The organism is Clostridium amazonense (assembly GCF_056431285.1).
In genome coordinates this window covers 409,487-423,763 of record NZ_JBWKMH010000010.1, presented here as the reverse complement: position 1 = coordinate 423,763, position 14,277 = coordinate 409,487, and the positions used below count along the sequence as shown (strand labels likewise).

The following is a 14,277-nucleotide window of genomic DNA, read 5'->3' as shown; positions in this document are numbered from 1 at the left end:
TTACATAAACCTCTTCTTGAATATACATAAATTTAATATTTTTTTCAAGTTTTTATATATTTATTTTTCAAATACATTTTCCTAATATAATAATTTTATAAATAGGTTATTCTAAAATTCAACTTTAAATACTAAAGTATATTTATACATAGACATCATCATAATAAAAGTAACATATATACCAATACTATTTAATGATTTTAAACTAATGTTGTTATTTAAATTAAATGCAACTAAGCTATAAATTATAAAAGCAATTGTCAATAACAAAAATTTACCTAAATAATTTTGATTTTTTCTACATTCATTTATATAATAATCTATTTTTTTCTTAGTCGTTTGTTTGGTAATTTGCAATGGCATGATTTCATTATAATCTTTAAGCCTATCCAACTTATCATCTATTACATATTTTCCAGTATCTAATTTTTTTCTATACATATTATCCAAATATGTCTCACTATATTTAGCATTTTGATATAAAAATTGTAAATTAGTCATTCCCTTCATATTTCACTGCCCCCTTACCAAACAAATAAAATTCAAATAATTACTCTAAAAATTAATTTAGAACTCTATAAGGATACAATTTTATTTTATAAATTTCAATAGATTATTAATAAATTTATTCAAATACTATTTTACTTTGAAATAATTTAGTTTCGCTATCTTTTTCTATCCCCTCAATAAAAAATACATTTTCACTATCATTATATTTATAGAATACAACTTTTTGACCTTCTTTTGTCTCTTTTATAAAATTAATTTGTAAATTTTTAATTCTTTTTTCATTAAATATTTCTAATTTAAAACAATCCTCAATCCACTCTATATACTTAGAATTATTTACATGCATATTTAAGTCAATATCATTATATCTAATTTTTCTTTCATCTATATTTTCTCCAGTTATATCATTTAACCTAAATTTCCCCACTCTCTTATAAGGTTTAAATCTATCTTTTATAGTTTCATATCCCAAATCTGCTTCTGTTGGTTTATGCGGAAACATTGATTTTCTATCCACAAGTAAATAAGCTGCTTCTATGTAACATAGTGTATTGCCTTCTAAATCACACATCCTAAATCCCCTAATAAAAAACATTTTGTCTAGCCCTTGAGGCCATGTTTCAAAAACTATTTCATCATTCCACTTAGGATATTTAAAAATTTCTAAATTTATTTTAGAAACTACCCAAAATTGACCTTTTTCCTCTAAATTGTCATAACCACAACCTAATAAATTAGCATGATTGCTAGATACTTCTTGCATATAATTGATTATTGAATGTAACATAATTTTTTTACTATAATCTGTTTCGTAGAATTTTATCTTATACTTCTCACTATATATAGCTGACATATATAACACACTTCCTTATTTTACGCACCTTATATTATTTTGAATTCATCTTTACATTATTTTCATACTAAATGAACTTAATTTTAAATTCTAAATTAAAACATATATAAGCTTGAATTTTTATCTTATATCATAATTATATAACTATAAATTAACTTTTCAATAAAATAAATTAAGAAATAAACTATGCTATTTTAGCATAGTTTACTATTATTGATTTATTTACTTATTGGCCCATATCCATTTTTATCTAACTTTATTAATATATCAGTTAATTCTTCAGTGTGTTCTTTTTCTTCAATAATTATTTTATGCAATATATTTCTTCCTTCTTTTTCTGGTATTTCAGTAATAAGTTCCTCATAAAGTATTATAGCTTCTAATTCACCTTTTATATTATCCCTTATGTGTTTTAAAATCATTTTTCTATCTTTCTTTTCATATATTTTTTCGTTCTTTACTGATTTATTTTGAAAATCTGATTCTTTTACAACTTTTTTATAAGATTCATATTCTTCAGCATCAATTTTTCTCAAAAGGTGCAAAATCATTCCGTAATGTTCTTTTTCTTCTCCCAAAATATGCTCAATTACATGGTTTAATTCTTTCATGTCACTCTCTGCAATAGTTGCACTATAATCATTAATAGCAACTAGTTCTGCAATTAAAATTTCTCTTAATAAATTTTCATAACACTTTATGTTTCCTTGCGGTTGTCTTTCTGTTGTATAACTCATATAAATACTCCATATTCTAATTACTACTCATTATTAATATATATATTGATTTTTATTATGTTACATATTTTGTATCACAAGTTTAAATTTATATATTTTGTATTTTTATTTAATATACATAAATTATATCTAAATATAAATAAAAAGAAGAGGAACTCTTTCCTCTTCTTTCCACTATAAAACTAAGTCTATTATTCCTGTATGTTCTAATAAAATCTTTAAACCTATTAGTATTAGAATACATCCACCTACAATTTCTGCTTTTCGTCCAAATATATCACCTAATTTAGTTCCCATTATAACCCCAATAAAGCACATTACTAATGTTACTATACCTATTAAGCTTACAGCCAACCATATATTTACGTTTAAAAATGCAAAACTAACCCCTACAGCTAATGCATCTATACTTGTAGCAATAGATAACAATAACATCATTTTTACACCTAAATCATTTACAACTTCTTTCTCTTCTTTAATTGCTTCATAAATCATTTTCCCACCTATAACTGATAAAAGTATGAATGCAATCCAATGATCAAATTTAACTATGTAGTTTGTGAAACTTCTCCCTAAAGCCCATCCAATTAATGGCATAACGCCTTGAAATATACCAAAATATAAACCTATTCTTAAGCCTATTTTTGCTTTTTCATTTTTTGAATTCATTCCAATACTTAAAGATACTGCAAATGCATCCATAGCTAAAGCTAATGCCGTTAATAAAATTGATAAAATACTCAAAATCTTCTCCTCCAATTTAAATAATATTTAAGTTTAAATACATTTTTGAAATAGCAACTTAATTCAGTGTCTAAAAGATAACATGTACCAAAATTTTAGAATTTATTTTGTTTTTATCTGCCTTATAATAAATAATGAGACTTATGTATAATACAAAAAACTTTGCATCATACATAAGTCTCATTATTTAATTCAAGACCAGGTGTACAGACTAATCTATACAAACCAGTATGTTGACCTTGAACCAGCATAAGCTGCCAACTACTCCCTTATGATATAATATTATATGAATCTAATTAATATTATATACTATAATATTAATTACTTAAATACTATTTTTCATAAGCATTTACAATTTCTCCATAATAAAATACATGATAATCACTATTTGAATACATTGTACTATCTATCTCTTCATTTAGTTCTGCTGAAACTAATTCATGTTTACATAAAATTCTACACTCATATTGTAATTCACAATTTGCTATTATAGGAGTTTTTATACTTTTTCCATCCTCTAATTTCAATTTACACTCTTTTATTTTATCACATTCTCTACCAGATTTTGTTCCACAAACTTTTAAAGCAGTTTTTATTTCTTCATTTCCTTCAACTGGTATACTTACAGTAAATTCTTTTGCATTTTCTAACAATTCATAAGTGTATCTACTTTTTCTTACCATTACTGTGAATACTGGTTTCTTCCATTGATATCCTATTTGTCCCCATCCAATAGTCATAGTATTGACTTTATCTCCATTTTTTACTGTTAAAAATGCACCCTTCTCTAATCCTTTAAGTGCTTTATCTATATTTTTTGTATACTCCATATCATTATTACCTACCTTTAAAATAAATATATATAAAATTATACAGTATTATATATATTATGCAAAAGTTATTTTATATTAAGGATTTCACTTCTTATACTATTATTAACATCTGCAACTACTTCATTTAAACTTTCACTCATAGAAACTATTTCAACAACTGATTTACTTTTATCTGTTGTTATATTTGAGCTTTCCATTGAAAGTTTCTCTATTTTCTCCATAGAACTCAACATACTATTAGATGCTACTTCAATTCCTTTAACAAACTCTAGTAATTTATTAACACCATTAACCCCAGCTAAAAGATCATTATCAGTTCTTTCTATAAATTCAACAGTAATTTTTACAATATCTATTATAGCATCTATTGTTTCTTTAATTTCTTTGGTTGACTCCTGTGTTCCCTCTGCAAGCTTTCTAATTTCCTCTGCAACTACAGCAAATCCTCTCCCTGACTCTCCAGCCCTAGCTGCTTCAATTGACGCATTTAAAGCTAATAAATTAGTTTGAGATGCTATTCCTTGAATTGTAGTAACTATATCTACAATAAGTTCTGATTTTCCTTTTAAGTCATTAATTTTATCTACTGATAACTTCATTGATGAATTTATTGATTCTATATTAGTTTTTACTTCATTACCAAATTTTGTGCAATTTTCTGTTTTTTCATACACATCTTTTGCAGTAATTAATCCATCTTTTGATTCTTGTAAAATTCTACTTGATTTATCTTCTATTTTATCATAAATTTCAGCTACTGCTTTTATAGAACTTTCTATATCATTAGAAAACTCGCCTAATCTCATAGAGTTTTTTTCTACTAAACCCATTATTTCATCTACATCTATACAACCTTTAACTTCTTCTAATACACCTATAAACTTTCTGTTATTATTGTATAATTTAGTTGATATTATTTTATTACTTAATCTATTCCCATTAATATCTCTTAAATCATTTATATCTCTTTTTACTTCATCCTTATCTAAACCTGTTATATCTTTCATTCCTTTAGACCAATAAATCACCTTATCGTTTAAATCTTTTACATAAAATGAGCTGGATACATTATCATTAATAGCATTCAATATTTCATTTTCTATTTTAAGTTCCTCTATTTTTTCTCTGTTTTTTTCAATTTCATCTAATAATTTTTTTCCTTTACCAATCATATATTTCCCCTCCAATTAATTGACATTAATATAATTTTACATTACATATCTATAAATTCCATTGTTGCGTCTTAAAATTTATAATTTTTTAAATTTTTACACAAATTAATTTATATATGTACCATTTTAGTTCTAATATATACTGTAACTTTTGTAACTCTCACTTCTTTTATGTTGTTTTTTTTTATGTTATACTTCATAAGTATTCATAATTATTTTATCGTTATTTTTATGCAAATCTAAATATTTTCAGTTTATTTTTTTACAAAATTTTAGGAGGTGTTAACCTTGAATAGGAAAGTAGATTTAACTAATGATAAAATTCTAAAATCTCTGATTACTCTAGCTCTACCTATCATGGGTACATCATTCATTCAAATGGCTTATAATCTAACTGATATGCTATGGATTGGAAGAATGGGAAGCTTAGCTGTTGCCGCTGTTGGAACTGCTAGTTTTTTTAATTGGCTAGGACAATCACTTATGATGCTTTCTAAAAGTGGTGCTGAAATTTGTGTTTCTCAATCTTATGGTAGAAAAGATCTAACTGATGCAAAACTTTATGCTAAAAGCGCCATTCAGTTCGGAATTATATTATCTTTAGTTTATACATTAGTATTAGTGATATTTAAAGAACAATTTATAGGTTTCTTTAAACTTAATAGTCCTGAAGTAGTAAACATGGCTGAAACATATCTACTAGTTATTTCACTTGGTATGGTTTTTAATTTTATAAACCCTATATTAACTGGTTTATTTAATGGACTTGGTGATAGCAAAATTCCTTTTAGAATTAATACTGTAGGTCTTATATTTAATATGATTTTTGACCCAATATTAATTTTTGGATTTGGTCCTATACCATCCTTAGGAGTTTTAGGTGCTGCACTTGCAACTATTTCTGCTCAATTAGTTGTTACTATTTTATTTTTAATTCATATAAAAAAGCAAAATTTGCATTTATTTGAATTTAATATAATCTCTAAAATAGAAACTTCTCACGTTAATAAAATAGTAAAACTAAGCTTTCCAGTTGCATTACAAAATGGTTTATTTTGTTCATTTTCTATGATGATTGGTCGTATAATTGCTTTCCATGGAGATACTGCAATAGCAGTTCAAAAAGTTGGTTCTCAAATAGAGGCCATATCATGGATGACAGCAGGTGGTTTTTCTACTGCAATAAGCGCCTTTATAGGACAAAACTATGGTGCTAAAAAATATAATCGTATTATATCTGGCTATAAAATTGCATTAAGTGTTGTTAGTATCATTGGAATTTTTGCTACATTACTATTGGTTTTAGGTGCTACTCCACTATTTAAGATATTTATAAATGAACCAGAAGCATTAAATCTTGGGGTAACATACTTAGAAATTTTAGGAATTTCCCAACTTTTTATGTGCATTGAGATAACAACATCTGGAGCCTTCAATGGCCTTGGTCGTACTACATTGCCAGCTATAATAAGCATAGTTTTAACAGGACTTAGAGTTCCATTTTCAGCAATATTATCAAAACCTTCTATACTAGGTTTAAATGGTGTTTGGTGGACAATAACAATTAGTAGTATTTTAAAAGGCATCATACTTTTAATTCTTTTTATAGCACTTATTATAAAGAATAAAAAGTTTAAAGAATCATTTGAACTTGTTTAAAAGAAAGAACTAAGCTTACATAAAATTTTAGCTTAGTTCTTTTTATATTAATATTAATTTTAATTGGGCTAATTCATACTCAAACCTTAAATGAAGTTTTTAAGTTAAATTATTGTATTAAGTGCTTTATCTAAATCCTCTATAATATCTTCTACATTTTCAAGTCCTACAGCTAATCTCACCAAGTTATCACTTATACCAGCTTCTAATCTTTCTTCCTCAGTATATGGTGAATGAGTCATTGATGCTGGATGTTGAATTAATGTTTCAGCATCCCCTAAACTAACTGCTAATGTGCAAAGTTCTGTGTTGTTTATAACTTTTTTACCTTCTTCTAATCCACCTTTTATTTCAAATGATATAATTGCTCCTGGTAATGACATTTGTTTCTTAGCTATATCATATTGGTCAAATGATTTTAATCCTGGATAATATACTCTTTCTACAGCCTTGTGTGTTTCTAAGAATTCTGCAACCTTCATGGCATTTTCACAGTGTTTCTCCATTCTTATAGGTAATGTTTTCATTCCTCTTATTACTAAGTATGCATCAAATGGACTCATTGCTGCACCAGTCATATCTTTAACACCAAATAATCTTACCTTATTTATATATTCTTGATTTCCAATTACAAATCCACAAATAACATCTCCATGTCCATTTAAAAATTTAGTTCCTGAATGTATAACAACGTCGGCTCCTAATTCTAATGGTCTTTGTATATATGGAGTTGAAAATGTGTTATCAACCATTAATATACAATTTTCTCTTTCATGAGCAATTTTAGCTGCTTCTTCTATATCAACTATAGCTAAATTAGGATTAGCTGGAGTTTCTATATAAACAACTTTTGTATTATCCTTCATAGCATTTTTTATATTTTCAGGATTTGTTGCATCTACAAAAGTCACTTCTACTCCAAATTTAGTTATTCCATGATTTAAAAACGCAAATGTGCATCCATATAATGTTTTAGCTGCTACAATATGATCTCCAGCTTCTACTGCAGCCCATATTGCTGATGTAATTGCACCTATACCTGAGCTCATTGACATAGCAGCTTCTCCACCTTCTAATAATGCTAGCTTTTCTTCTAACACTGTATTAGTTGGATTTCCAAGTCTGCTATATATATATCCATCTTCTTCTAATGCAAATCGTCTACCACCTTGTTCTGCATTATCAAATACAAATGTTGAAGTTTGATATATTGGAGTTGCTAATGCTCCAAACTCATTTTTTCTATTTCCTCCATGTATAGCCTTTGTTGCAAAACCTTTATTTTGTAAATTTCCACTACTCATAACAAATCCCCCTATAATTAAATTAATAAATTTATACTAAATTGCAAATTAAAAGTACTTGTATGTTTTGTACTCTACTAATATTTAAAGCAATAAATATGCCATTACGATATTTTTATTTGCTAATTCATATAGGGCATAAGTCATATTTTAAATTATATATATATTCTTTAAGTAATTATACTAAAGCATAATTTAAAAGTAATTTAAAAATTATTATTAAATACATTCTAACTTTTTAACATGGAATTTTTTATTTCCACTTACCGGTAACATTTTTTTACAGTGGAATTTTTTATTGCCATTCTATATTATATTTCTTTATCTTATTTATTATAGTAGTATGTGTTACCCCTAATGATTTTGCAGTTGCCCTTATTGAATTATGATTTTTTAGTGCATCTATTATGGCGCTTTTTTCTGCAATTTCAACTACTTTTTTTAATTTTATTTCATCTCCTTTAAAATTCACTTCAAAGCTATGATTTTTAAATTCATAATCCCACATTAAATACTCTGTGCTTAATGAATCTTTTCCACAAAGATTCATTGCTCTCTCTATAACATTTTTTAACTCTCTTATATTGCCTGGCCAATCATATTTTAATAATTCATTTATAAATTCATTTTCTATAGAACATATGTTTTTATCTAATTTATTATTAAATTTACTTATAAAATATTGAACCATTTGAGGAATATCTTCTTTTCTCTCTCTTAGTGGTGGTATAATTAATGGAATTACATTTAATCTATAATATAAATCTTCTCTAAATTCATTTGCCTTTATCATTTCCTCTAAATTTCTATTAGTTGCACATATTATTCTAACATCAACTAATTTTTCATCACATCCACCTATTTTTCTTATTTTTCCTTCTTGTAAAAATCTCAATAATTTAACTTGTAACATCTGAGATATTTCTCCAATTTCATCTAAGAATAATGTACCACCATTAGCTTTTTGAATAAGCCCTTCTTTTCCATTATTTAATGCACCTGTAAAGCTGCCCTTTTCATAACCAAATAATTCGCTTTCAATTAAATTTTCTGGGAATGCTGCACAATTAACAACTATAAATGGTTTTTTACTTCTATTACTTAAATTGTGTATAGCTTTTGCAAATAGCTCTTTTCCAGTTCCACTTTCACCTCTTATTAAAACTGTAGAATTTCCCTTCGAAATAAGTTCAACTATAGATTTTGTTTTTTCTATAACCTTGCTTGACCCTACTATTTCTTTAAATGCATCATCTTTTGTATTTGAAACTATATTTGCCATCTCTATTGCATTTTTCATATTTCTTATAGAGCATACTGCTCCAACCACATTATCATCATCATCCTTTATAGCTCTACCCGTTGCTATATATTCATTTATTCCATTTTCATTTTCACTACTCAATTTTACATTTGTATATTCTCTACCACTTTTTAATAAATTTAATAATTTTTCATTGCTTGTTATGTATTTTCTAAAATCTTTTCCTTCAACATTCTCTTTCTTATAATGAAATACACTCTCACAATATCTATTAAATAATTCAATTTTATAATTTTTATCTACAGCTAATATCCCATCATCTACAGCATCTATTATAGCTAATAATCTTTTTTCATTCTCCTCATGATTTAAAAGCTCAATTTCTTCAATTTTTTTTATCTCTGGTAATTTCTCTATGCTTTTTATTAAATTTAATTTAATATCACTATCAATTTTTTCAATCTTTATATACAATTTATTAGGAAATACTTCTAATGATATTAAATTTATATTTTCTATGTATATTTTCTCTAAAATTTTTAAAGTTATTCCTATTTTATCCTCAGCTATAATTTGAAATCTTGAATATTTCTTCATAAAAACCCCCATAAAATTTTCAAAATAAAAATCAATTATATGTTATATATTAACATATAATTTTAAAAATGGTGATTTACACTAAAGCAAATCACCATTTACATATCTTTATATTTTTGTATTTTCATTCTCTTAAAACTTATTAATTTGAATTACTATATTTTATCTATATTATCTCACCTTTCAAATTTGAATTCATATTGCATTTATGTTAAATCATTTTTATTTTCTTCTTCAATTGAAAGAGCTAAGTCTTTTCCAGAAACGAATGTACCAACTATAAAGATATGCATAACTGTAGTTATAACCTTCATGATTTCTTTCATTATTAACTCCTCCTTGTTTAATTTTTCTTATTTTATGAAAAACATATATGTTTTTATTCATTTTTCATAAAAAAATTTTTTATACTGGAAATATATTTTAAATTTTTATCTAATTATTTCTATAGATTTCATATTTTTAATAATTAGTATATATTTTTAATAATTTATTTACATCACTTTTGTAATTGTTCAAATTTTCTTAATTTTTGCCTCTACTATTAATGCTATAATATTCTTGTAAATATTATTTAGTTAATTTGCCCTATTTTAGTTGCTTTCATGAATTATTTTTTATTTACAAGTAAAAATTACCCTATATTTTTTCTTGAATTTAACATCTATTTTGAAAGTAACTTTTTTATAAAAATTATACTTATAACTTTTTATTAATTTAATTTTCTTATTTAACTTAACTTTTTTAATAAAAAAGCCTAGCTAATTTTTAGCTAGGTTTTTTTTATTATTTCTTTTTTTCTCCACCAAGAAAGTATGCTAACAGCATTCCTAATATTAATACAACAATGGATACTATTCCTTGTAAATCAAAAGTTATTCCTTTATATATAGAAAAAATTGATCCAATAACAAGTCCTAGTATTCCAAAATATGTAGGACCAGGATATTTTTTTAATAATTTATCTATAAGTTTTGTTATAAATACTAATCCTAATAATACACCAATTCCTATGGGTATTAGTATTGGTACGTTAAATTCTGCTACTGCTGTAATTGTTGTTGTGTATAGTCCTATTAATAATAATATAAATGAACCACTTATCCCAGGCATTATCATTGCCCCTGCACCTATAGCACCTGCTAATGTAAGTTTAATAAATGCCCCAACTGATAATTCTCTTATTATTGTTTCATTCATTTCTGGTGGTGCTATTATAGATAATGATATTAAGAAAATAAATGTTATAAAGAATGGTATTAAATTAACCTTTTTAAACTTAGTTTCATTTGCCTTTTTAGCTATTAGTGGTATACTTCCAACTATAAGACCTATAAAGAAAAAGCTTGTAGGTATTGGATAATTATCTAATAAGTTTTTTAGCAACTTGCTAAATAGAAGTATTCCAGCTCCTGCACCTAAAACTATAGGAAGTAAAAACCTTAAATTTTTCTTCCAATCTTTTAAAAAATCACTTATGGATGAAATTAAGTTGTCATATATATCTAATACAACCGCCATAGTTCCACCACTAACTCCAGGAATGATATTTGCTATTCCAATAACCATTCCTTTCAAAAAATTAAAAAATGTTTCCATTTTAACACTCCTTATTCAATTTAAAAATTTATTTTATCTTATAAATTTTTAAATTTTGTTTTTGACTTTAACATATAGAATTTTATTATAAAATAAAATTCTATACATTTCATCTTTTATTAAAATTTATAACATGAATTTAACAATTTAATTATATATAGGGTTCCAAGTTCGAAGTTTAAATAACATCTTTATCAAATGATATTATTTAGCTTACAGTTTATTTCTATTTTTATATTTGGAATCAAGTAAGAGTTAAGAATGAAAAGTGAAAAGTTATGGTAGATATTACTCACTTCGTTCCTAATATCTAAAAATAGAAATGCTTAAAAACTACGTTTTTATATTGTTTTCAACTAATTTGCTTTGCAAATCTAATAAAAAATCATTCTTTAAAATTTGAAATCTAACTTTTACATTCATTTTCAACTTTCAATTTTCCATTTTCAATTAAATTAATTAGAGTTTCTTTGAAATTTTTATGAATAGCGTTTTAAATAATTCCTGTCTCGTTTACTAATAGTGTTCTCATTTAATATTTGAATAACTTAAAATTTCAACTTGGATTCTTACATAAATTATTGTCCAGTTCCACTATAAAGTTTTTTGAATTCATCTATTGCATAATTATCTGTCATTCCAGCTATATAAGTACATATAGTAGATAAATAATAATATCTTATTTCCCTTATTGCATATAAAAATTTTTCTTCTTCAGTTAAATCTTCAATTTTCCTATTTTCAATATTAAATTTAGATAGTTTTGAAAGAATTTCAGTACTATCTACAACTTTTTTGTTATATCCTATTAGGTTTATTTTATTTAATTTTAACTTTAGTAAATTTGTATATTCTTGTATGATACTTTTTTTATCATTATTGAAACTTATATCTTTAATATTTACATACTTACCATCAATAAACATCTGAATACTATATAATTCTTCACATACTTTCTTTATGCTATTTTGTAATCTTTCAAGATTATGATTAGGCATTTGTCTTGGATTTGCATAATATGCTTTAAATAATTGTTTGATTATATATCTTGAATTTCCATCAAACCTATTTACATTGTATGAATTCAATATTTTCACTTTTATATATTCTTCAATTGCATCATCTAATTCTTTACCATAAGTTGAAAAGTCTATAATTTTATTTTTAAAATATACTCTATTATTGACTAAATGTTTGGACTTCACACCTTTAATTAAAATATTATTCATTGAGTTCGTTGTTACATCAGTTATAAAGAAATCTATAACATCCCTAGTTAATTGATTTATTTTAAAAATTTCACTATAATCTGCTATATATTTATTCTCTCCAAACTCGTCATCAAATTTATTGTTATATATATTTTCTAAAATATCTACAGAACTTTTCATGTCATCAAAATCTTTAAGTGCGATTATGCTTTCATGTATTTTATCTAATGATAAATTTTCCTTTATATGGTCTTTTAATGTACTTAATGATTCTATACTTTCTTCAGATATATACTTTATATTTTTATTCTTTTCACAATCCTTTAATATTTCAATTACCTTCTTATATATTTTAATAGCTATAGAACTATAATTTATATTTAACGCATTATCTTTTAATCCATCATCTATATCATGTTGCCTTTGAGCTATCTCATCACTTACATTTACAATTTGACCTTCTAATGTCACAGAGTAAGGTACATCCATTGTGTTATTAAGAAAATTTTCATCTTGTATAAATCTCTTAATCTGCCAAGTGCTCCCATTTCGTTTTGTTTTAGTGTGCTTCAGAATTCCCTCCATGACTTGCCATGTCAAATTCATACCTTGTATATTTTTAAACTTAACTTCTAATTCATCTAATATTTTAAGAGAATGAAAATTATGTTTAAATCCACCATAATCTATAGATGGATATATTCTATCACTTAATGTATCTTTTCCAATCATTATTTCATCAAGTGTTCTCTCTCCTTGGTGTCCAAATGGAGTATGACCTATATCATGACCTAATGCAATAGCTTCTGCTAGTGCCTCATTAAGATTTAAATTTCTTGCTATTTTTCTAGCTATTTGAGTAACTTCTAATGTATGTGTAAGCCTTGTTCTATAATGATCTCCTTTTTGATGAGTATATATTTGAGTTTTATGCTCAAGTCGTCTAAAGGCTCTTGAAAATATTATTCGATCTCTATCTTTTGCAAATTCATCTCTAACCGAAAATCCACTCTTAACATTGACTTCTTCCACTATTCTTCTATCACAACTCTTTGAAGTTTGCTTTAAATTATTTTTTGCAACAAAATCTCTTTTTTCTTCCCAACTCATGAAATATCCTCCACTATTAAATTGATAAACCATTTATATATTTTCAACATTTCTATTTTTATATAAATTGAAACTAAATACTGCCTTACATTTGTCTGAAACTTTACTTTTGCCTTTCTCAATTTGAATCCAATTTTCATCATTATCTATACAAAAAAACTTTTTATCACTATTATAGCAATTTTCTATTTTAGTCACATATGCATACTTACAGTTTTTTTGAAATTCATTATAAATACTTTCCCCGCCTATAAAAAATATATCATCACTATTATACTTTTTTATTTTTTCAAATAACTGTTTTTTTGAATTTAACACAATAAATCCCTCTGCACTGTAATTTTTATCCTTAGTTAATACTATATTTACTCTATTCTTTAATGGCTTACCATTAGGCAAAGATTCCTTAGTATTTCGCCCCATGACTACAACCTTATCTATTGTCTTTTCTTTAAAGTTTTTTAAATCTTCTTCTATGCTAACTAAAAGTTCACCTTTATATCCAATACCATAATTTTTATCTATTGCTACAATTAAGTTCATTTCCCCACCTCTTAAAGTCATTTTGTTATCTTATAATAATTTTAGCACAGTTTGCATAGTGTTCCAATTTTAAATGCATTATAAGTTTATGGAACATAAAAAATAGGATTATCTCTATTTTAGAGATAATCCATAATTTTT

Annotated in this window: 12 protein-coding genes; 1 reads left to right on the top strand and 11 read right to left on the bottom strand. The window is 25.2% G+C overall.

Annotated elements, in window-relative coordinates:
- Positions 1–111: 111 nt before the first annotated feature.
- The 6 genes from AC07E4_RS06300 to AC07E4_RS06275 all read right to left on the bottom strand — a co-directional run bounded on the left by AC07E4_RS06300 (position 112) and on the right by AC07E4_RS06275 (position 4,849).
- Positions 112–510, bottom strand: coding sequence for a hypothetical protein (locus AC07E4_RS06300; RefSeq protein WP_034439361.1), 399 nt, complete (start codon positions 508–510; stop codon positions 112–114).
- A gap of 115 nt (positions 511–625) precedes the next feature.
- Positions 626–1,363 (bottom strand): acyl-[acyl-carrier-protein] thioesterase, encoded by a 738-nt coding sequence (locus AC07E4_RS06295; protein ID WP_034439363.1) that lies wholly within the window; start codon positions 1,361–1,363, stop codon positions 626–628.
- 218 nt (positions 1,364–1,581) lie between these two features.
- Positions 1,582–2,100 (bottom strand): ferritin family protein, encoded by a 519-nt coding sequence (locus tag AC07E4_RS06290; protein ID WP_034439366.1) that lies wholly within the window; start codon positions 2,098–2,100, stop codon positions 1,582–1,584.
- Between the two features lie 174 nt (positions 2,101–2,274).
- Positions 2,275–2,844 (bottom strand): manganese efflux pump MntP, encoded by a 570-nt coding sequence (locus AC07E4_RS06285; protein ID WP_478215973.1) that lies wholly within the window; start codon positions 2,842–2,844, stop codon positions 2,275–2,277.
- 332 nt (positions 2,845–3,176) lie between these two features.
- Positions 3,177–3,674, bottom strand: a complete 498-nt coding sequence (locus AC07E4_RS06280; RefSeq protein ID WP_034439371.1) for a flavin reductase family protein — start codon at positions 3,672–3,674, stop codon at positions 3,177–3,179.
- A gap of 68 nt (positions 3,675–3,742) precedes the next feature.
- Positions 3,743–4,849: a methyl-accepting chemotaxis protein gene (locus tag AC07E4_RS06275; RefSeq protein WP_034439373.1), complete on the bottom strand. Its 1,107-nt coding sequence runs from the start codon at positions 4,847–4,849 to the stop codon at positions 3,743–3,745.
- A gap of 288 nt (positions 4,850–5,137) precedes the next feature.
- On the opposite strand from AC07E4_RS06275, the gene AC07E4_RS06270 reads away from it, so the two are divergent.
- Positions 5,138–6,508: an MATE family efflux transporter gene (locus AC07E4_RS06270; protein WP_034439375.1), complete on the top strand. Its 1,371-nt coding sequence runs from the start codon at positions 5,138–5,140 to the stop codon at positions 6,506–6,508.
- 104 nt (positions 6,509–6,612) lie between these two features.
- Here AC07E4_RS06270 and megL read toward each other — a convergent pair whose 3' ends face one another.
- The 5 genes from megL to AC07E4_RS06245 form a co-directional block, all read right to left on the bottom strand.
- Positions 6,613–7,812 carry a methionine gamma-lyase gene (gene megL, locus AC07E4_RS06265; RefSeq protein WP_034439377.1) on the bottom strand — a complete coding sequence of 400 codons (1,200 nt, stop codon included), beginning with the start codon at positions 7,810–7,812 and terminating at the stop codon, positions 6,613–6,615.
- 295 nt (positions 7,813–8,107) lie between these two features.
- Positions 8,108–9,673 carry a sigma 54-interacting transcriptional regulator gene (locus AC07E4_RS06260; RefSeq protein WP_034439380.1) on the bottom strand — a complete coding sequence of 522 codons (1,566 nt, stop codon included), beginning with the start codon at positions 9,671–9,673 and terminating at the stop codon, positions 8,108–8,110.
- A 786-nt stretch (positions 9,674–10,459) separates the two neighbouring features.
- A complete protein-coding gene (locus AC07E4_RS06255) occupies positions 10,460–11,272 on the bottom strand; it encodes a DUF368 domain-containing protein (protein WP_034439382.1) in 813 nt (270 codons plus the stop codon).
- Between the two features lie 578 nt (positions 11,273–11,850).
- Positions 11,851–13,593 (bottom strand): dGTP triphosphohydrolase, encoded by a 1,743-nt coding sequence (locus tag AC07E4_RS06250; protein ID WP_034439384.1) that lies wholly within the window; start codon positions 13,591–13,593, stop codon positions 11,851–11,853.
- A gap of 33 nt (positions 13,594–13,626) precedes the next feature.
- Positions 13,627–14,136, bottom strand: a complete 510-nt coding sequence (locus AC07E4_RS06245) for a dihydrofolate reductase (protein ID WP_430828899.1) — start codon at positions 14,134–14,136, stop codon at positions 13,627–13,629.
- Between the last annotated feature and the right edge of the window lie 141 nt (positions 14,137–14,277).

What these genes read in the sequence shown, in the direction of transcription:
- AC07E4_RS06290 (WP_034439366.1), bottom strand. Translation starts at nt 2,100, where the DNA reads ATGAGTTATACAACAGAAAGACAACCGCAAGGAAACATAAAGTGTTAT.
- megL (WP_034439377.1), bottom strand. Translation starts at nt 7,812, where the DNA reads ATGAGTAGTGGAAATTTACAAAATAAAGGTTTTGCAACAAAGGCTATA.
- AC07E4_RS06260 (WP_034439380.1), bottom strand. Translation starts at nt 9,673, where the DNA reads ATGAAGAAATATTCAAGATTTCAAATTATAGCTGAGGATAAAATAGGA.
- AC07E4_RS06300 (WP_034439361.1), bottom strand. Translation starts at nt 510, where the DNA reads ATGAAGGGAATGACTAATTTACAATTTTTATATCAAAATGCTAAATAT.
- AC07E4_RS06250 (WP_034439384.1), bottom strand. Translation starts at nt 13,593, where the DNA reads ATGAGTTGGGAAGAAAAAAGAGATTTTGTTGCAAAAAATAATTTAAAG.
- AC07E4_RS06255 (WP_034439382.1), bottom strand. Translation starts at nt 11,272, where the DNA reads ATGGAAACATTTTTTAATTTTTTGAAAGGAATGGTTATTGGAATAGCA.
- AC07E4_RS06245 (WP_430828899.1), bottom strand. Translation starts at nt 14,136, where the DNA reads ATGAACTTAATTGTAGCAATAGATAAAAATTATGGTATTGGATATAAA.
- AC07E4_RS06275 (WP_034439373.1), bottom strand. Translation starts at nt 4,849, where the DNA reads ATGATTGGTAAAGGAAAAAAATTATTAGATGAAATTGAAAAAAACAGA.
- AC07E4_RS06280 (WP_034439371.1), bottom strand. Translation starts at nt 3,674, where the DNA reads ATGGAGTATACAAAAAATATAGATAAAGCACTTAAAGGATTAGAGAAG.
- AC07E4_RS06295 (WP_034439363.1), bottom strand. Translation starts at nt 1,363, where the DNA reads ATGTCAGCTATATATAGTGAGAAGTATAAGATAAAATTCTACGAAACA.